Below are 19607 nucleotides of genomic sequence, written 5' to 3' on the forward strand. Positions count from 1 at the left end.
GCCTTTCGGCTTCCCAGGTTAAAAAATGACCGATTACTTACTTCTCTTTATTGGCACTGTGCTGGTGAACAACTTCGTGTTAGTGAAGTTTCTCGGCCTATGCCCCTTTATGGGCGTGTCAAAAAAATTGGAAACCGCCATCGGCATGGGACTCGCCACCACTTTCGTGATCACCCTGGCGTCGATTTGCGCCTGGCTGGTGAACCATCTGATTCTGGTGCCGCTCGATCTGGTGTACCTGCGAACCCTGGCGTACATCCTGGTGATCGCCGTGGTGGTGCAATTCACCGAAATGGTGGTGCGCAAAACCAGTCCGTCACTCTATCGCTTGCTGGGCATTTTCCTGCCGCTGATTACCACTAACTGTGCGGTGCTGGGTGTCCCTTTACTGAGCGTCAATCTCAACCATACCTTTATGCAGGCTGCGGTCTATGGCTTCAGTGCCTCGCTCGGCTTCTCCCTGGTAATGGTGCTGTTCGCCGGTATGCGTGAACGTCTGGTATTGGCCAACGTCCCTGCGCCGTTCAAGGGCAACTCAATTGCCTTAGTCACCGCAGGTTTGATGGCGCTGGCCTTTATGGGCTTTACCGGGCTGGTGAAATTCTAATGACCGCGATTTGGATTGCTATTGTGGCGATTGCTGCGCTGGGCCTGGTTTTTGGCGCCCTGCTCGGCTACGCCTCGCGCCGATTCGAGGTAGAAGAAGATCCGATCGTTGAACAGATCGACAGTATTCTGCCGCAGAGTCAGTGCGGCCAATGTGGTTATCCCGGCTGCCGCCCGTACGCCGATGCCGTGGGGAATAACGGTGAAGCCATTAATAAATGCGCCCCCGGTGGCGAGCAAACCATGCTCAAGCTGGCTGCGCTGCTTAACGTTGAACCGCAACCGCTGGATGGCGGTGAGGAAGTGCAGGAACCGATCCGCACCGTGGCCTGGATTGATGAAGCCAATTGCATCGGCTGCACCAAATGTATTCAGGCTTGCCCAGTGGATGCCATTGTCGGCGCCACCCGCGCCATGCATACCGTGTTGAGCGATGTCTGTACCGGCTGTGATTTGTGTGTCGCTCCCTGCCCGACTGACTGTATTGAAATGCGTCCGGTTGCCACAACCACGGCCAACTGGAAATGGGATCTCGAAACCATTCCTGTACGGGTGATCCCGGTAGAAACTCATGCTTAATTTGCTAAAAATTTTCCGCAAAGAGAAACTGTGGGATTTTCAGGGCGGTATTCATCCGCCTGAGATGAAAACCCAGTCAAACGGCACGCCGCTAAGTCAGTTACCGCTGCCTGAACAATTCATCATTCCGTTAAAACAGCATATCGGCCATGAAGGCGAGATTTGTGTGTCGCCTGGCGATCACGTTCTGCGTGGTCAAGCGCTGACGTTTGGCAGCGGACGCATGCTGCCAGTGCACGCGCCGACTTCCGGCACCATCGAAGCGATTGCGCCACATATGACCGCGCACCCTTCGGGTCTTTCCGAGCTGTGTATTTTCCTGCGCGCCGATGGTGAAGACCGCTGGACTACGCTCGACCCGCAACCTGACTTCCGCGCGCTGCCGCGTGAAGAGGTCGTCAAGCGCATTCATGAGGCCGGCGTGGCCGGTTTAGGTGGTGCAGGCTTCCCGACCGCCACTAAACTGCGCGGCGGATTGCGCGGGGTCAAAACCCTGATTATCAACGCCGCCGAGTGTGAACCTTACATCACTGCCGATGACCGTCTGATGCAGGACTGCGCGGCTGAAGTGCTGGAGGGATGTCGCATCCTCGCCTGGGTATTGCAGGCAGAGCGCGTGCTGATTGGTATCGAAGATAATAAACCCGAAGCGATTGCGGCGCTGAAGCAGGCTTTGGGCGGTGATCGCGAGTTGCAGCTGCGCGTGATACCAACCAAATATCCGTCTGGTGGCGCCAAACAGCTGACGCAGATTCTTACCGGTGTCGAAGTGCCGCACGGCGGCCGTTCCACCGATATAGGCGTGCTGATGCAGAACGTGGGTACCGCATGGGCGGTAAAGCGCGCCATTATTGATGGCGAGCCGATTACCGAACGTGTCGTCACGCTGACCGGCGAAGCCATTGCGCAACCACGTAACGTTTGGGGACGTTTGGGCACACCGGTAAGTCATCTGTTGCATCATGTAGGTTTTGCGCCAGGTTCGCGGCAGATGGTGATTATGGGCGGCCCGCTGATGGGCTTTACGCTGCCGTCACTTAATGTGCCGCTGGTGAAAATCTCCAACTGTATTCTGGCACCGTCTGCTAGTGAGATGGGTAATAACGAAGAAGAACAGTCCTGTATTCGTTGCAGTGCCTGTGCGGATGCCTGCCCGGCGAAGCTGTTGCCGCAACAGTTGTTCTGGTATAGCCAGGGCGGCGATCATGAGAAAGCGCGCGCCCATAACATCGATGACTGTATTGAGTGCGGTGCCTGTGCATACGTTTGCCCCAGCAATATCCCGCTGGTGCAATATTATCGCCAGGAGAAGGCCGAGTTGCGCGCCATTGATCTCGAAGCTAAGCGCACCGCTGAAGCTAAAGCGCGCTTTGAAGCGCGTCAGGCGCGTTTAGAGCGGGAAAAACTGGCGCGTGAAGCGCGTCATGAAGAAGCAAAACAGCGTGTGGCACGTAGCGATCAGGGTGAACGTGACGCAGCGATTGCTCGCGTGAAGGCGCGTGCCGCCAAAACACCAGAACAGGAAACTGCCGAGCGTGAGGCTCGCCATGCGCAGGCGTTAGCTCAGCAGGCGGAAAAACAGTCAGAGACGCAGGCGCTGAGTCGCCAGTCTGGCGATCCACGTAAAGCAGCGGTTGAAGCCGCGATTGCGCGTGCTAAAGCGAAGAAGTCTGGTGTGACTGAGCAACCGGTAGGCGACGTTGCTGAAACACCTGTTGCTGAGGCTGATCCACGTAAAGCAGCAGTTGAAGCCGCCATTGCGCGTGCTAAAGCGAAGAAAGCGGCTGCGGCTGGTGAACAAGTGTCTGAGCTTGCTGATGCAGCCACAGCCGCTGAAGTTGATCCCCGTAAAGCGGCGGTTGAAGCCGCCATTGTGCGCGCTAAGGCGAAAAAAGCGGCTGCAGCAGCTGTGCCGACTTCTGAATCTGCTGACGTACCACAAACACCTGAGCCTTCTGATGCAGCAACTGCGGCAGAAGTGGACCCGCGTAAAGCGGCAGTAGAAGCGGCCATTGCCCGAGCCAAAGCTAAGAAGGCAGCGGCAGCAGCTGAGCAGATTTCTGAATCTGCTGATGCAGCACCTGCCGCTGAAGTCGATCCACGCAAAGCTGCGGTTGAAGCAGCCATTGCCCGGGCCAAAGCGAAGAAAGCGGCTGCGGCAGCTGAGTCGACTTCTGAATCTGCTGACGCACCACAAGCACCGGAGCCTTCTGATACAGCATCAGCTGCAGAAGTGGACCCACGAAAAGCAGCAGTTGAAGCAGCCATTGCCCGGGCCAAAGCGAAGAAAGCGGCTGCGGCAGCTGAGTCGACTTCTGAATCTGCTGACGCACTACAAGCACCGGAGCCTTCTTATACAGCATCAGCTGCAGAAGTGGACCCACGTAAAGCAGCGGTTGAAGCGGCCATTGCTCGTGCCAAAGCGAAGAAAGCGGCTGCGGCAGCTGAGTCGACTTCTGAATCTGCTGACGCACCACAAGCATCTAAGCCTTCTGATGCAGCATCTGCTGCAGAAGTGGATCCTCGTAAAGCCGCTGTTGAAGCTGCCATTGCGCGTGCCAAGGCAAGGAAAGCCTCTGCTGCGGCTGGCGAACAAGCGCCAAAACCTGCTGATGCAGCACCTGCTGCTGAAATCGATCCGCGTAAAGCAGCGGTTGAAGCCGCCATTGCGCGCGCTAAAGCGAAGAAAGCTGCGGCAGCTGCCGAGCAAGCTTCTGCATCTGCTGAAGCCGCGCCTGCATCATCTTCTGAAGTGGAGGCTGCTGCCTCTCCTGACTCCGCCGACCCACGTAAAGCGGCAATTGCTGCCGCGGTCGCCCGTGCCAAAGCGCGTAAAGCGCAGCAGCAGCCTTCGACGACTGAGGAATAAATGGCTTTTCGTATTGCAAGTTCTCCTTATACCCACAACCGCCGCAGCACTGGCAACATCATGCTGCTGGTGGTGCTGGCTGCGCTGCCGGGCATGGCCGCGCAGTGGTATTTCTTTGGCGTGGGTTTTCTGATTCAGGTATTGCTCGCCACCGCCACTGCGTGGATCACTGAAGGCGCCATTTTACGTCTGCGCAAAACGCCAGTGGTGCCGACACTCTCGGATAACTCCGCCCTGCTCACCGCGCTACTGCTCGGCATCAGTCTGCCGCCGCTGGCGCCCTGGTGGCTGGTGGTGATTGGCACCGTATTTGCCATTGTCATCGCGAAACAACTGTATGGCGGTCTGGGTCAAAACCCTTTCAACCCAGCGATGGTCGGTTATGTGGTCTTGCTGATCTCCTTCCCGGTGCAGATGACCAGTTGGTTGCCACCGGATTCCTTACAATCCATCAAACCCGGTTTGCTCGATTCTCTGAGCATGATTTTCACCAACCATACGCTGGCCGGTGAGACCATGCAGCAGCTACAAATCGGCGTGGATGGCATGAGTCAGGCCACACCGCTGGATACCTTTAAAACCGGCCTGCGTGCCGGGCACAGTGCTGAGCAGTTACTGGCTGAGCCGATTTATACCGGCGTGCTGGCGGGATTAGGCTGGCAGTGGATTAACCTCGGCTATTTGCTGGGTGGCATGCTGCTACTGGCGAAGAATGCCATTCGCTGGCACATCCCCGTCAGTTTCCTCGTATCGCTGACGTTCTGCGCCACTCTTGGCTGGTTGTTCTCGCCGGAATCGCTCAACTCGCCACTGATTCATTTGTTCTCCGGCGCGACCATGCTCGGCGCGTTCTTTATCGCCACCGATCCGGTCACCGCCTCGACGACTAACCGTGGACGCCTGGTTTATGGTGCACTGATTGGTTTGCTGGTCTGGCTGATTCGCAGTTTTGGTGGTTATCCGGACGGTGTGGCCTTCGCGGTTCTGTTGGCGAATATTTGCGTGCCGCTGATTGATTACTACACCCAGCCGCGCGTTTACGGCCATCGCAAGGATTAAAGATGTTCGATGCTATTCGAAAAAATGCTGTAACGCTGGCGGCGTTTGCGGTGATCACCACCGGTGTGACTGCCGTGGTGAACTATGTCACCAAGCCCACGGTGGAGCATCAGACGGCACTGCAGCAAAAGAACCTGCTCGATCAGGTGGTGCCCACCGATATGTATGACAATCATATTCAGCAAGAGTGTTTTCTGGTCACCGATGCGGCGGCATTAGGCAATAACCAGCCGCATCATCTGTATCTGGCACGTAAAGGTGACCAGCCTGTCGCGGCGGCGCTTGAGACCACCGCGCCAGACGGCTATTCTGGTGCAATTCAGATGCTGGTCGGTGCTGATTTTCACGGCAAAGTATTGGGCGTCCGTGTGGTTGAACACCATGAAACACCTGGCCTGGGCGATAAGATCGAACTGCGTATTTCCGACTGGATCAATAGCTTTAACGGCAAAGTGGTGCACGGTGCCGACGACAAAAACTTTGCGGTGAAAAAAGATGGCGGTGAATTTGATCAATTTACCGGTGCCACCATTACTCCGCGCGCGGTGGTCAATGCCACCAAACGCACCGCACTACTGATTGAAACGTTGCCAGCGAAGCTCTCTTCGCTGCCTGAATGTGGAGATGCACCATGAGTGAAGCGAAAAACCTGCTGGTTGGTGGCCTGTGGAAAAATAACTCCGCATTAGTGCAGTTGCTGGGTCTGTGCCCATTGCTGGCCGTGACCTCAACCGCCACTAACGCCCTCGGCCTTGGCCTGGCCACCACCTTGGTGCTGACCATCACCAATAGCGCTATTTCGGCTTCGCGTCGTTGGGTGCCGGCTGAAATCCGCATCCCCATTTACGTGATGATCATCGCTTCGGTGGTGAGCTGCGTACAAATGCTGATTAATGCTTACGCTTATGGTCTGTATCAGTCATTGGGCATCTTTATTCCTCTGATCGTGACCAACTGTATTGTGGTGGGCCGCGCTGAAGCGGTGGCGTCGAAAAGTAGCATCCCGCTCTCCGCGCTGGATGGATTTGCCATTGGGATGGGCGCGACCTGCGCGATGGTGACGTTAGGTTCGATTCGTGAGTTGATCGGCAGTGGCACGCTGTTTAATGGTGCGGACCAACTGCTGGGGCCGTGGGCCAAAGCGCTGCGCATTGAAGTCTTTCATTTTGATTCACCGATGTTGCTGGCGATGTTGCCGCCAGGTGCGTTTATCGGGTTAGGTATGCTGCTGGCGGGTAAATACCTGATCGATCAGAAAATGAAGCAGCGCGCCGCCTTGCGAGCATCGGAACCTGAAATCGCGCCGCAAGGCGAAACCGGGAAGGCCGTGTGAACAAGGACAAGCGGCTGCAAATTCTCACGCGCCTGCGTGATGATAACCCCCATCCCACCACGGAACTGAATTTCAGTTCACCGTTTGAGCTGTTGATTGCGGTCCTGCTCTCGGCACAAGCGACGGATGTCAGCGTCAATAAGGCCACCGCAAAGCTCTATCCGGTGGCCAATACCCCTGCAGCGGTGCTGGCGCTAGGCGTGGATGGCGTAAAGGAATACATCAAAACTATCGGCCTGTTTAACAGTAAAGCGGAGAATGTGATCAAAACCTGCCGCATTCTCATCGAACAGCATGCTGGCGAAGTCCCGGAAGATCGCGCGGCATTAGAAGCCCTGCCTGGCGTCGGTCGCAAAACCGCTAACGTAGTGCTGAATACCGCCTTTGGCTGGCCAACCATTGCGGTGGATACCCATATTTTCCGCGTCAGCAATCGCACCCGTTTTGCGCCCGGCAAAAATGTCGAAGAAGTCGAAGACAAGCTGATTAAAGTGGTGCCATCCGCTTTTAAAGTCGATTGCCACCATTGGTTGATCCTGCACGGCCGCTACACCTGCGTGGCACGCAAACCGCGCTGTGGATCTTGCCTGATCGAAGATTTGTGTGAGTTTGACGCTAAAGAGTCTTAGTGTCTGCCAGGGGCTTCAGCCACGGCTCCCATTGAGAGACTGACTCCGTCGCCAGCGCGCGAAGATGGTTCTTATCCGCACCGCAGGCGTTAATCAGGGATTGCAGGGTCATGAGTCTTCCTCGCTGACAAAGGTTTCATCCGGCACGTCCGGTGTGTCACTGATAATGAAAATATCGGTCGGGAGCGTGAAGTTGCGCAGCTTCAGCAGCGCCAGCGGTCCCTCACCCGCTTCAGTGCGCAGAATGTAATTCAGCGGGCGACCGTCGGGAGCCTGCCAGGTGAGCTGCCAGCTGCTGCTGATGCCCGGATTGGCGCTGACCCGGGCTTTATCCAGCAGGCGAATCCAGCCCCAGCTGCCCGGCATGTCGCCGTACTGGCGGGTGCCGGCCTTCGTGCTTATCCAGCTCAGCGATGCGCCCGGCGCTTCGGTGTCGGCAGGCCAGGTAAAGCGCTTCCACACCGGCTGCTGATTCATGTACGTGAGCTTCTGACTGTCGATAATCAGGTCAGTCTGCATCACGTCTGCGGCCGTACCGGGACGCAGCTCAAAGTGCAGCCCGGCCTCTCCGCGGGTGAACACCACGTCGGAAATCCGGCTCAGCTGGTTCATCGCTTTCAGGAATGCGGGATTGAACGTCAGTCCCTGCGCGTTGATGCTGTCCGGTACCCAGCGGGTGCCTTCGCGGTGCAGTACGCCGCTCAGACGCGACTGCAGGAAGCGGGTGATGCGGCCGTTGTCCGCATTCAGATATTTCGCCAGCAGCGGCAGTGACACCTCGCTGCTGACGTTTTTAAACGGATAACGTCCGCCAAACGCGCTGTTCCACTCGTTCACCACCGCCTGCTGCCACCGGGCGTTCAGGCTTTCCGCTGCCGGCCTCAGCACCTGCTGCCAGGCCTGCTCCATCGGACGCACAAACACCGTCTGACCAAAACCGCTCCACTCCTGCCCGAGTCCGGCGGCGACCAGGCTGCCATAGTCGCGGGTGTCAGTGAGGTCAACGGTTTTCCCCTGAAACACCGTCTGCGCCAGCGTCTGCGTCATGGCCTGCGGGTCTGCCGCGTTGGTGACCTGCTGCAGGCGCAGACGCACCTGCGTGACGCGCGTCAGGAAGGTGCGCAGGCTCATACTGCTGCTGCCCTGATTATCCATCAGCGCCAGCAGCGGGCCGAAGGTGTCATCAAGGGGGCCGCCCGGGCCGCTGTTCTGGTCGATGGCCGGGCGCTTTTCCCGACTCAGCAGGTTCTGCGCGGATTTCACCAGCGAGTCGGCAATGGCATCCCCACTCTGCCCGGTACGTCCCTGCACGCTGAGGGTGTTCATCAGCGCCACCAGCGGCGACTGGCGCACATCCGCCATCAGCGTGAGCTGGTCAATTGCGTCAGAAAGCGTCGGTGCCGGCTGCAGGCGCAGGCTGTTGAGGAAGTTAAGCCAGGCTGCGCTGTAGTCAGAGAAGTAACGGCTGGTGAGCCGCGCTTCCAGCGCTTCGGGTGAGGATGCATCACCGGCGGGCGGCGGTGCATCACTGAGTACCCAGTCCATCTCCTCACGCCGCTCCCGCGCCACTTTTTCAATGGCGGGTTTAACGCCATCTTCCCAGGCCTGACGGGTGAACATGCCGGGCACAACTTCATCGGTGGTAAACAGGCGACCCGCATCCGTATCGCCGGTCATATCGGCCAGGCGCATGTCCGCATACTGTCGGGCGACCTGCGACAGCACCCGCTGGTACTGGCGGGTTTCGCTGTTGGTTACCCCCATCTGACGCACCAGCAGAGTGCGCACCTGTCTGACCAGCTCCGGGTCTGCTTTCAGCGCCCATTCGGGGTGAGAAATGAGATTCTCTGCATAGAAAGCCAGTAGCGGACTCCCGGTGCCCTGCCAGTACGCGTTGTCCAGACCCTGCCGCTGCGTCCAGTTCTGCATCAGCGTCTGGCTGAACCAGCCGGCATCCATACGTTCCGGGCGCGTCAGCATCAGATACAGCCTGAGCTGCGTGTAGGCCTGCTTTGACTGCGTTTCGCGCAGCGGGCTGTCGGGTGCGAGTGCCGCATAGGCTTTCAGTGCGCCAAAGAGCTGTAAGGCTGCGGCGTCGCGCAGCAGAGGCAGTGCTGCCTCACGGTAACGCGGCCAAAGGGCAGACAGCAGTTCTTCGTTCTGGCTCAGTCCGAGGCGGCTGTACCAGGGCATACCATGTTCCTGGCGATACTGTAATTGTCCGATAGTGTTTTGAAACACGCCCAGTGCAGCAAGCCGCTGTTTTAAAGACTGACTGCTGTCTGAAGCGTTTTCAGCCACCGTAACGGCATCACTGATAACGCTGCGGTTGGCGGCGAAAGAGACCAGCATTCCGGCACCCCACAGAACCACCAGCGCACAGGCAGCAGCAGCGGAAATCCGGCTCCAGTGCAGACCATAGCGGAGCGGGCGAAGATGTACAGGCAGTTCGTTTGAAGACGCAGGCAGCGCATCCCAGCGGTTATCACGCCTCCAGTGGTGCGGTATCGTACCTGCCGTATCTTCCGACTGCGGGCTGAACACCATACCCGTCAGCGGCAGAGCCCCATGAACCTTCTGCAGCGGAAAAAGCAGCGCAGTTATTGATTCCGGCACACGCGCCAGCTGGTCCGCGAGGCTCAGCAAAAAGTGATGCTGCGGCGAGCCCGCCACCTGCTGGGTCCCCTGCGCGATGAGGTCCGCCGCCAGTGCCGCGAGCAATGCATCGTGTTTATTGGTTGTGGAAGTCTGGAACCCCACGGCCTGAGTTATACGGCCAGCCTGCCCCCCAGCGCGTGGATGCAATGACCAGACGAACAGTGGCAGTCGCCAGCCGAGCGTATTGCAGCGAGCCGATAAGGCATGTGCGGTGGCGTCCATCGCGGCACTGGAAGGTCGCGCAGCAGTGGGCAACCCGGCAATGTCGGTAAGCTGGTCAGTTGCAGAAGTCACCCATATTATCGCGTCTGCAGGACGGCGACGCAGGCGCTTCAAAGCAATCAGCCAGGTTTCGTCAGTTTGAGAGGCGGGATCGCCGCCCCACAACAACAGCGTGCCACTGTCCTCCTGCCAGAGTTGATTGGTCAGGCCAGGGGTCAGGCGTTCAACGTCTGGCACGCTGCCCGTGATGAGAAGGATGTGAACTTTGTAATTCCAAAGACGGCCGTGTTGTTGGCGGAGAGCATAACGGAGATGCTGGAGAATAATCCGGTGATTTTCAGTAGAAGTCGTTTTTTTCTTATCTAATTGCTTGTGGTGCCCAATTATCTTTTGAGGTAAATATTGCTCCTGCTCTTGGCCAATTGACTTTTTCTGAGAAAAATGAAGAGTAAAGACAGCTATTATTAAAGTTAATACACACACACACCAGATTAACCAAACATATTCAACATTTACCCCTAAAATATCCATACCACTTCTGAAAGTAGTGATCAGGAATGCACTTACGCATGCAAGCGCCACGACTAATATTGAATATCCTGTCACACTAAAACGCCGAATGACCGGCGAAGCTGTTGATGTCATAAAAACAACCTCCTTGTAATCAGACAAAATGAATAGGCTTTATCCTTGCCACCTAATATTAATAATTGAGTTTCTCCAGTTCTAATTGCAGCATCCACTAATAATGAAATCGAAACAGGAAAAGCTAGTGGTCCTGGAGGACCAAATGAATGATTAACAATTAAAAAAGGATGGCGGGAAGGAAGAGCCCATTTTTTTTCTTCAGCATAGCGTACGATTGTAATCATATCAGCCTCCCCAATTCCCGAAAGCCAAACATGCTTCATTTCTGAAGCCACCAACCTGTTATACTCTGTAAGAACATCAAGTGATTTCGTCAGAGAGTCTGAATGCAAAAATCGTCCTACACCAGCCTTGACAAGCAATGAATCACTCTCGTTCATCTCTGATGAACAGATGAGATTTGCGTTGATAAACTCACTATATTCACGTTCAATAGAGTTAGGCCAATCCTGTAAGGTAATAATCAACGACATTCCTTTAATCGTACAGGATTCAGAACCTGAAAAGTATTGATCAATTTTAGATACAATATCAGGGATTATGTCCCATTGTTTAAATACAGCCTGAGAAATGGAAGATATATCATGTTTTTCTGTAATAAGCACAATGATGTCATGAAGGTCATTTCTATAACCCGGGCACTGTTCTTCCAGATTTTTATCTAAAAAACTCAACTTAGAGCTTAAAGTCAAAAAATTATGGTGTAGACGTCTACATTTAACCGGATATGCTGGAATATAAGAAGGCTCTCCAATTAAAGCTTCACTTCCATTTTTCTCAGGACACAAGATTATATTGGCCACAATCGGTCTTTGCCACATAGCCCAGCGCTGCCAGTGTGATTTAGTAATTTGGGTCTGAACTTCCCATAATATAGCTGCATTAGATGCTTGATCATACCGAAACCAAACAATCCCTACGAGACATAGCCATATCAAACCTGAAGGTAGCAAGCCATTGCTTATTACATCTCTGTAACCATGAACTTTCAGCAGAAAAATAGAAGTCAATGCACCTAAGCAAATCAAAAGAATAAAAACAATCGTCAAGAATTTAATAGATGGTTTCTTTAAGCTTTTCTTATGTGGGATGTCTGGAATCGGCCAATTCATTTTTATTCAACCATCTCATTTCGGAAGCTGATAACTTTGCAACCACATTCACATATGCAGTCGTGTACAACCACCTGTACGCCATGATCGAACATTGTAGGATCCCCTTGTCTAATATGATTAAAACCATGCAGTGGGCATGAAACGCAATCTCCAACTAATGCAACGGGCACACCCTCCACATAAATTGTTGATGAGGCCGATATAACCTTACCGCCGTGTGTTGTTGCATCGCCTAAGCAAGTCAGTGCTGGCATATACTTTTCCTTCTATTTTAAATGGTGAGATACATCATTAACGGAAATTAATAAATCATGAAACATCAAAATCAATAGTTTAAAATAATAAATGATAAATAACCGCGAAACATATTTTATTGCGTAATAACGACCAAAGGTTGACTGGTTTAAACTTATAGATTCATTATATCGATAGTATACAAAACGTGATCGCATAAAAGTTGAACCACTGCATCCCTGTCAATCATAATCGCATACTCTATTAGATGAGCATACTCTCAACAAAAGGTGTAATGGCCCAAATAAAAATAAATATGAACAATCTTTAATTGTATAATTCGAATCGGGCGCATCACCGCCCGACAGCCATTATTCCATAGTATTCTCAGCGTTATTATTAACCGGTGCCCTTTGTTCTGTGAATTGGTTATCACGGGTATTCTTCTGCACGGCTACTGCACCAAATAACGCCATGAAGAATGACACACCGTAAAACCCTTTTTCGCTAGGCATCAGTGTTGCATTCACCAATCCGATGACCAGCAGCGCAACTGAAAGACCAAATGCCAACAGGCACACTCCGTGATAAAGGCGAGTTGTGGGAATATTTTCCTGGCGATCGCGAACCGTTTTTTGCAATGAAACCGCAGCAAACAGCGCTAGAATCAGCACAGAAAAGTAGTAGCCTTTTTCATTTAGCTCCATCCCTGCCTGCCACAAACCGGCCAAATAAACCACACTGCCGCCGATCATGGCAATCCAGGAAATTGCGACAAATGCGGGTGAAACAGGGATATTCTGCGTTTTCATAGTATTTCCTTTAGGTTATTGAAAATAATTTAAAATGTTAAAAAGAGCTGCCGCCGGAATAAATACAGACCAATGCACCAGGGCATTGCGCACTGCGTATATTCTTCAAAAAGCCGTGGACTAAAAACTGTAAAAAATATTCGACTTGAATAGGCGATTGATATTGCATGGGAGAATGCCTGGCAATATGCAGGCGGCATTCAGTGCATAAAAAAATATATGTCATACGGTTGCACTAATGATTAGGTAAAGCAGGCTATTTTGCTATCGCATTTGGGCGGATACGGATAGTGTCGGTAATCTGCTGCCAGATACTTACAGCTTCGGCCTCTGTAAGACGTCCCTCGCCCTCAAGCCCCTGCTGCAGGAACGTCAGAGATAACATTGGATGCTTGGGAGATGCCGTTTTTTCATTGAAATTAATGACAAATCGCAGGGCTTTTTCACCGTAGGTGTCACTAAGTAATCCTTTTGCCAGCCACTGTTCTGCATACAATCCATTGATGTTACAGCGTCCACTGGCGATGGTATTGCCTTCGGCTCGCTTGATGTTGCGCTCCATCATGGCACTTCTCTCCAGCAGAGAATCATCAGATGCAATGTAGTTATCGCTATCAAAATCAAAATCTAATGCGGGAAATTCTGGTGATTTGTAAAGGAAACCATAGCGCTCTTTTTGCTTGCTATCACCATCCTTAATAAACAATTCTGGCAGGCAAAAACCGGGGATGTTGGGTATGTCATTTTCTTTCCTGCCGGAAATGCGCTTTAGCAGCTTAGTCAGCTCAATCAGTTTTTGCGGAACGGTATTACCGTAGATTTCGGGGGTCTGTTTTCGCTCTTCATCATAGCGTGACGATAATCCATTATCGGCTTCCATGGTTATTTCTACTGCAACACCATTGGTATAAAGGTGCGCCTCAAGGATACGTGAAGCATCAGGAATCTGGGTGCTTTCATTTCGTTCAAATATAACGCCCTGTATGCCATCAGGTAAAGAATGGATAGCCTTCAAAAATGGCATATCCTGTGGGCGTAATGTTTTTGTGGCAGATAATTCAATTTCTCTCAAACGAATCTTCTGTTTAAAAGCCGGAGGATAGATGCGTTTATAATTCAGCGGTGATTTGTTAACATACGCAATAACCTGATCTGATGAAGTGGCGAATGTATCGGGTAGGTCTATGAGATAACGTCCAAGACATCGGGTGGTCATTCCCTGTAAAAAGTGCGTCACGTTATTGTGCTCCTCAGTGGTCAGACTTACTCTCGGCGGCATCCATCTGTAGCCATACCAGCCGGCAAAACTGGTGGCCAGCAGCACCAGCGTTATGATTAGTTTTTTTATGCTCATTCATACCTCTGCGCGGTCTGCTCTATCTGCTGAACGATTTTCACCAGCGCCCTCAAGGTAAACTTCTGCGCCTGTCTGTTCTGGAAGGCTGGCTCATGTGAAACGGAAACCTGAAAACGCGCCTGCAAATGATGTTCAGCAATACGCCCAGATCGTACCGGAACCGTCCCGTCCCCAGCCTCTTCTGCTGGCAAAAGCTGATAAGTCTGATGAATGCCCTTTGCCCAGCCGCTACCTAAGAGGGGGGAAGAAACGGTTCGTTTCTCATACATCTCCGTTTTATCAAGCGCGCGAGCTGCAAGCCCGTCACGCTGACGGTTGCGATTCAGCCACGCTTCTGCACGAGGAGTATTTGCGCGCCAGCAGACGTCGCCGTAGGCCCGGTACGTCATATCTGCACTGTAGAATGCCCAACTATTTGGATGATACTTTCCGCAGAGATCCTCGATAAAAGGCTTAACTTCTCGTTGAATTGTTTTTGAGAATGATTGCCAGTCTTTATCCCTGTCTGCCGGGTCAGTGCTTTTGCCAGGGTTTATAAACTGATCCTCACATAGCCCCCACCATCTATCCCGCTGCAGATATATTTCGCTGTAAGGGTCGGCTACCGGTAACGCATGGGTGGTTTTGTCATCCCTAATCTTCAGCCAGCGCTGCCCGTAAGCTTTTCCCGGCAACAGTTGAAGAGGGCCGGGAGACTGAGATAGCACGGCGGTCATGGCTTCCGCACTTGGGCCAAGTACCTGTGCACCAAACCAATCAACTACGTTGCCTGATCCGTTTTCCGTCCCGGCTTTCATTCTGCGGTAAGTTGCTGCGGCTCCGAGTGCCGGCATTACACCGTGTACCACTCCCAGAACCTTGGCTGCCCCCCCAAGATTCTGCGTATAATGCCGGGCAACGAGGCCCCCCATGGAATGCGTAATCAGAATCACCTTCTCGCACATCCGGCCCTTCTGCTGATAAAACTGAATTTGCTTGTCAATGAATTTACCCAATGCAATTGCTGAATCACCGTTTGACTGCAGCCAGTTATACCCCATGGCAAATACCGGAAAAAGGTAACGGTAAGTCAAATCCACCTCACCTTTACTCAGTGAGACATCCCCTGTTTCTGTTTTCAGCATAGATTTCAGTAGAATTACGCGCTCATTAGAGAGGGTGTTATCAAAGTCGTTAAGAGTGTTCTGCAACCAGTCAAGAAAAGTGGCATAGCTGGTGTATCCCACAGTTCCCCAGCCTCGCTGCCGGCGAGTTTTGAGTAAATGGGATTCTGATTTTTCGGTAATATTTCCGCCATCATCAACTATTGTTTCATTAGGGTCTAATTTCTTTTTTCGGACTGCCGCATTTTCTTTAAACCAGTCGCCTAAAATTTGGAGATTACTATCAAGCCTCCAGATTTTTTTACCTTTTTTATCTTTTAAATTGCTGCCCATTACACCCGGAATAAAAATGACTGGAATAACCCGGTCTGGATACACGACACATTGCTGAACAATGTTTTTTTCTTTAGGCGTGCTAAACAACTGATAACAAGCATTACCATCTTCATCAAATGTCGGCTCAATTTTTGGTGTCGTTTTTTCCTCAGACATGACTAACGCTCCTTGTTCAAGTTTAAATTGATGCTGGCAATGTCAGGAAAGCTTTGAGGGGCTATTTTCCCTGCAGCATCTGAATTAGCTGATGTCTTCCCGAGATCACTACTCACATTCCCCTGATGACTTTTTACCGCTTCTTTGGTTCCTGCCCGGATGAGTTGCGTGTTGAGTTCATAATTACCCTGTTGCCAGGTATTAAACATTTCGCTTGCGCTTTGACCACCGAATTTTTGCCATACCGCTGCGCGCTGAATAATTTTATCCGGGGCACCGCTCTCTACTTCACCGTTTCCTATTCTCAGATAAGCACCACCGCTACCTACCAGCAAAATATCCTGTTTGGCACGAATGAAAACTTTACCTTCGCTACTACTGATACGTACATCCTGGAAGGCATCCAGCAACATCTCATCACTCTGAGACTGAATTTCGACTTTCCCCTTCGCTGCTAGTAACTTCAGTCCCAGCTTCTGTGCAAACAGGCTGATTCTTTCGCCCGCTGCCACCGTGAAAGCTTTCATTACGCTGAAGTCAGTGTTTTTACAGCTGGTTGCAATGAGGTTTTCACCTGCTGACAGTTGCAGGCTTTTAGTCGTGGCTTGCGCGATGCCGCCTGGCGCTGAGAGCAGTAGTGCAGACTGCTTCAGCTCTGTGATGGCATCACTCAAAAGCGACTTCTGGGTTTGTAAATCCGCCAATTCGGCTTTTGCCATCTCTGCTGCACTTCGCAAGGACTCAGTTAACTGCTGCGCCTTTTGAAGTTCGCTAAGAGCATCCTGCATCGACAACATCTTCCCATGTGCCTGGGGCTGAATATCCGCACTGATAAACACGCCTTTGCCACCACGGATGGCGATATGATTATCAGTCCGCAGCTCTGCTCCTTCGCCACGAATCTCACGCCGCGCATCAACATTGTGACCTAAATTAAGCTGCGTCTTACCCCCATACTCCGTGCTGAGCTTGATGTACTCCTCACCCCGCTTGTCCTCCATGCGCAGCTTGTTCAGCCCTGCCGTGCGGATAACATTGTGGGTACTAGCCTTTGATTAAAAACAGCAAAAAATATTTGGATGGAATGACAATTTACATTGCATGAAAGAATGTCTGGCAATAGACAGGCGACATTCAGTGCAAAAAAATCTATATGTCATACGATGCACTAATAATTAGTTGAAGCAGGCTATTTTGCTATCGCATTTGGGCGGATACGGATAGTGTCGGTAATCTGCTGCCAGATACTTACAGCTTCGGCCTCTGTAAGACGTCGCTCGCCCTCCAGGCCCTGCTGCAGGAACGTCAGAGATAACATTGGATGCTTGGGAGATGCCGTTTTTTCATTGATATTAATGACAAATCGCAGGGCTTGCTCACCATTGGTATTACTTAACTGTCCCTGCGCTAACCACTGCTCTGCGTATAATCCATTTATTTCGCGACGACCACTGAGGATAGTATAGCCTCCCGCCTTTTTAATGTTGCGCTCCATCATGGTGCTTCTTTCCAGTAGAGAATCTTCAGAGGCGCTATAATTATCACTGTCAAAATGAAATTTTATAGCGGGGTATTCTAAAGAAGTGTAATTCGCACTAACTTCCTCTTTAGGTTGAGCATTTCCATCTTTAATAAATAATTCTGGCAGGCAAAACCCTGGTTCTTGAGGGATTTCATTCTCCTGCTTACCGGAAATACGTGTGAGAAAATCTATTAGCTCAACCAGTTTTTTCGGAACAGTATCACCGTAGATTTCAGGGGTCAACTTTCGTTCTTCATCATAACGTGATGACAATCCATTATCGGCTTCTAAAGTTATTTCTATTGCAATGCCATTGGTATAAAGGTGCGCTTCAAGTATACGTGATGCGTCAACAACCTGTGTACTTTTATTTCTTTCAAATATGATCCCTTCCATACCGTCAGGTAAGGAATAAACTCCCTTAAGATAAGGCATATCCAGAGGCCTCAACGTTTTCGTTGCGGATAGTTCGGCCTCCCTCAAGCGAATTTTTTGCTTAAATGCCGGGTGATATATACGCTTATATTTAATCGGCATTCCATCAATAAACGCCATAACATTATCGTGTGTAATAGTATATGTTTCAGGAAGGTCAATCATGTAACGACCAAAACAGCGAGTGACCGCTTCTTGTAAAAAATGTGTCACGTTTTTACGCTCCTCAGAACTTAAATTGATTCGTGGCGGCAGCCAGCTATAACCGTACCATCCGAAAAAAACGGCAAATAAAAGTACTAGCGCGAGAATAGTTTTATTAATTTTCACTCATCCCTCAGCGTTGTCTGTTTTATGTTCTGAACAATTTTCACAAGCGCCCGCAAGGTAAACTGCTGCGCCAACTGGTTCTGGAAGGCAGACTCATGTTCGACCGAAACCTGAAACCTTGCCTGTAAATAGTGTTCAGCAATACATCCGGAGCGAACTGGCACCGTACCGTCCCCCGCTTCTTCTGCAGACAACAATTGAAAAGTCTGATGAATGCCTTTTGCCCACCCGTTTCCGGACAAGGGCGATGAAATACTTCGCTTATCAAGCATCTCGGTTTTATCAACCGCGCGACCTGCCAGCACGTCACGCTGACGATTACGATTCAGCCATGCATCTACACGCGGTGTATTGGCTCGCCAGCAGACGTCGCCGTATGATCGATAGGTCTTATCTGCACTGTAGAAGGCCCAACTTTGGGGGTGATACTTCCCAGAAAGCTCCTCAATAAAAGGCTTAACTTCACGTTGTATTATTTTTGAGAATGTTTCCCAGTCCCTGTCCAAACCTGCTTGATTTAAGCTTTTGCTGGGATTTATAAATTGGTCTTCACACAATCCCCACCACTTATCCCGCTGCAAATAAATTTCGCTATAAGGATCTTCTTCCGGAAATGCATGAGTAGTTTTATCATCCGTTATCTTCAACCAGTGCTGTCCGTAGGCTTTCCCAGGTAACAACTGCAAAGGGCCGGAAGACTGTGAGAGGACTGCAGTCATGGCTTTGGCATTTCCTCCCAGCACCTGAGCAGCAACCCATCCCTTTGCGTTCCCTGAACCGTTTTCTGTTCCTGCTTTCATTCTGCGGTAAGTCGCCGCAGCTCCCAGCGCTGGCATCACGCCATGTATTACCCCTAGTACCCTATCTGCTCCTCCGAGGTGCTGCGTATAGTGTCTTGCAACCAGGCCCCCCATAGAGTGGGTAATCAAAATAACCTTCTCACACTGCCGTTCATATTGCCGGTAAAACTGAATTTGCTTATCTATGTATTTAGCCAGCGCTGTTGCTGAATCAGAGTTTGATTGCAGCCAGTTATACCCCAAAGCAAAGACAGGAAAGAGATAGCGGTATGTCAAATCCACCTCTTCCTTACTTAGTGATACATCACCCTTCTCCGTTTTCAGCGTAGTCTGTAGCAAACTTGCACGTTCATTAGAGTCACCATCATTAAAGTCGTTGAGCGTATTTTGTAGCCAGTTAAGGAAAGTAGCATAACTGGTATAACCTACGGTTCCCCAGCCGCGTTCCCGACGAGTTTTAAGAAGGTAGAGCTCTGATTTTTCGTCTATTTTCCCACCATCATCGACAACGACTTTTTTTGGATCCAACTTTTTCTTTCTAGTCTCAGCATTTGTGCCAAACCAGTCACCAGCAATCTGATCATTGCTATCCAGGCGCCAGATCTTTAATCCGTCTTCATCATCACTTTTTAAATTGCTGCCCATTACACCCGGAATAAAAATGACTGGAATAACCCTGTCTGGATACACGACACATTGCTGAACAATGTTTTTTTCTTTAGGCGTGCTAAACAACTGATAACAAGCATTACCATCTTCATCAAATGTCGGCTCAATTTTTGGTGTCGTTTTTTCCTCAGACAT

15 protein-coding genes and 1 pseudogene are annotated in these 19607 nt (G+C 51.3%); 7 read left to right on the plus strand and 9 right to left on the minus strand.

Translation table 11 applies throughout. The annotated features are described in order from the left end of the window. Positions 1–25: 25 nt before the first annotated feature. Genes rsxA through nth form a run of 7 tightly spaced genes read left to right on the plus strand, consistent with a single transcriptional unit; the run spans position 26 to position 7075 of the window. On the plus strand, positions 26–607 hold the full coding sequence (gene rsxA, locus LH22_RS13200) for an electron transport complex subunit RsxA (RefSeq protein ID WP_034827413.1): 582 nt from the start codon (positions 26–28) through the stop codon (positions 605–607). Beyond that, positions 607–1185, plus strand: a complete 579-nt coding sequence (rsxB, locus tag LH22_RS13205) for an electron transport complex subunit RsxB (protein WP_034827415.1) — start codon at positions 607–609, stop codon at positions 1183–1185. The genes rsxA and rsxB overlap by 1 nt, the downstream gene beginning before the upstream one ends. Beyond that, a complete protein-coding gene (gene rsxC, locus LH22_RS13210) occupies positions 1178–4054 on the plus strand; it encodes an electron transport complex subunit RsxC (protein ID WP_038647230.1) in 2877 nt (958 codons plus the stop codon). The genes rsxB and rsxC overlap by 8 nt, the downstream gene beginning before the upstream one ends. Then, complete coding sequence (rsxD, locus tag LH22_RS13215; RefSeq protein ID WP_038647231.1) at positions 4055–5113, plus strand: electron transport complex subunit RsxD; 1059 nt, start codon at positions 4055–4057, stop codon at positions 5111–5113. 2 nt (positions 5114–5115) lie between these two features. Continuing rightward, the gene (gene rsxG, locus LH22_RS13220; RefSeq protein WP_038647233.1) at positions 5116–5748 is read left to right on the plus strand and encodes an electron transport complex subunit RsxG; all 633 of its coding nucleotides are present in this window, start codon (positions 5116–5118) and stop codon (positions 5746–5748) included. Then, positions 5745–6446, plus strand: a complete 702-nt coding sequence (locus LH22_RS13225; protein ID WP_038647235.1) for an electron transport complex subunit E — start codon at positions 5745–5747, stop codon at positions 6444–6446. Before rsxG ends, LH22_RS13225 begins: the two co-directional genes overlap by 4 nt. Next, entirely contained in the window at positions 6443–7075 is a 633-nt protein-coding gene (gene nth / locus LH22_RS13230) for an endonuclease III (RefSeq protein WP_038647237.1), read from the plus strand. The genes LH22_RS13225 and nth overlap by 4 nt, the downstream gene beginning before the upstream one ends. Positions 7076–7183: 108 nt before the next feature. Here the strand turns inward: nth and LH22_RS13235 are convergent, their stop codons facing one another. The 9 genes and pseudogenes from LH22_RS13235 to LH22_RS13265 form a co-directional block, all read right to left on the minus strand. After that, positions 7184–10486: an ImcF-related family protein gene (locus tag LH22_RS13235; protein ID WP_081946734.1), complete on the minus strand. Its 3303-nt coding sequence runs from the start codon at positions 10484–10486 to the stop codon at positions 7184–7186. Positions 10487–10596: 110 nt separating this feature from the next. Further along, entirely contained in the window at positions 10597–11715 is a 1119-nt protein-coding gene (locus LH22_RS20275) for a hypothetical protein (protein ID WP_071845618.1), read from the minus strand. 2 nt (positions 11716–11717) lie between these two features. Next, on the minus strand, positions 11718–11972 hold the full coding sequence (locus LH22_RS20280; RefSeq protein WP_071845619.1) for a PAAR domain-containing protein: 255 nt from the start codon (positions 11970–11972) through the stop codon (positions 11718–11720). 351 nt (positions 11973–12323) lie between these two features. After that, positions 12324–12764, minus strand: a complete 441-nt coding sequence (yiaA, locus tag LH22_RS13240; protein ID WP_038647238.1) for an inner membrane protein YiaA — start codon at positions 12762–12764, stop codon at positions 12324–12326. Between the two features lie 256 nt (positions 12765–13020). Next, positions 13021–14118 (minus strand): T6SS immunity protein Tli4 family protein, encoded by a 1098-nt coding sequence (locus LH22_RS13245; RefSeq protein WP_038647240.1) that lies wholly within the window; start codon positions 14116–14118, stop codon positions 13021–13023. Further along, a complete protein-coding gene (locus LH22_RS13250; RefSeq protein WP_038647241.1) occupies positions 14115–15716 on the minus strand; it encodes an esterase/lipase family protein in 1602 nt (533 codons plus the stop codon). Before LH22_RS13250 ends, LH22_RS13245 begins: the two co-directional genes overlap by 4 nt. 2 nt (positions 15717–15718) lie before the next feature. Further along, positions 15719–16753: pseudogene (locus LH22_RS13255) on the minus strand (DUF2345 domain-containing protein); the annotation flags it as partial. 152 nt (positions 16754–16905) lie between these two features. Next, positions 16906–18003, minus strand: a complete 1098-nt coding sequence (locus LH22_RS13260) for a T6SS immunity protein Tli4 family protein (protein ID WP_052059420.1) — start codon at positions 18001–18003, stop codon at positions 16906–16908. Beyond that, complete coding sequence (locus LH22_RS13265; protein ID WP_038647243.1) at positions 18000–19607, minus strand: esterase/lipase family protein; 1608 nt, start codon at positions 19605–19607, stop codon at positions 18000–18002. Before LH22_RS13265 ends, LH22_RS13260 begins: the two co-directional genes overlap by 4 nt.

This window comes from Pantoea rwandensis (assembly GCF_000759475.1).
GTDB lineage: Bacteria > Pseudomonadota > Gammaproteobacteria > Enterobacterales > Enterobacteriaceae > Pantoea > Pantoea rwandensis_B.

What these genes read in the sequence shown, in the direction of transcription:
- rsxB (WP_034827415.1), top strand. Translation starts at nt 607, where the DNA reads ATGACCGCGATTTGGATTGCTATTGTGGCGATTGCTGCGCTGGGCCTG.
- LH22_RS13265 (WP_038647243.1), bottom strand. Translation starts at nt 19,607, where the DNA reads ATGTCTGAGGAAAAAACGACACCAAAAATTGAGCCGACATTTGATGAA.
- LH22_RS13250 (WP_038647241.1), bottom strand. Translation starts at nt 15,716, where the DNA reads ATGTCTGAGGAAAAAACGACACCAAAAATTGAGCCGACATTTGATGAA.
- rsxG (WP_038647233.1), top strand. Translation starts at nt 5,116, where the DNA reads ATGTTCGATGCTATTCGAAAAAATGCTGTAACGCTGGCGGCGTTTGCG.
- LH22_RS13225 (WP_038647235.1), top strand. Translation starts at nt 5,745, where the DNA reads ATGAGTGAAGCGAAAAACCTGCTGGTTGGTGGCCTGTGGAAAAATAAC.
- rsxC (WP_038647230.1), top strand. Translation starts at nt 1,178, where the DNA reads ATGCTTAATTTGCTAAAAATTTTCCGCAAAGAGAAACTGTGGGATTTT.
- LH22_RS20275 (WP_071845618.1), bottom strand. Translation starts at nt 11,715, where the DNA reads ATGAATTGGCCGATTCCAGACATCCCACATAAGAAAAGCTTAAAGAAA.
- LH22_RS20280 (WP_071845619.1), bottom strand. Translation starts at nt 11,972, where the DNA reads ATGCCAGCACTGACTTGCTTAGGCGATGCAACAACACACGGCGGTAAG.
- rsxA (WP_034827413.1), top strand. Translation starts at nt 26, where the DNA reads ATGACCGATTACTTACTTCTCTTTATTGGCACTGTGCTGGTGAACAAC.
- yiaA (WP_038647238.1), bottom strand. Translation starts at nt 12,764, where the DNA reads ATGAAAACGCAGAATATCCCTGTTTCACCCGCATTTGTCGCAATTTCC.
- LH22_RS13235 (WP_081946734.1), bottom strand. Translation starts at nt 10,486, where the DNA reads ATGGATATTTTAGGGGTAAATGTTGAATATGTTTGGTTAATCTGGTGT.
- rsxD (WP_038647231.1), top strand. Translation starts at nt 4,055, where the DNA reads ATGGCTTTTCGTATTGCAAGTTCTCCTTATACCCACAACCGCCGCAGC.
- LH22_RS13245 (WP_038647240.1), bottom strand. Translation starts at nt 14,118, where the DNA reads ATGAGCATAAAAAAACTAATCATAACGCTGGTGCTGCTGGCCACCAGT.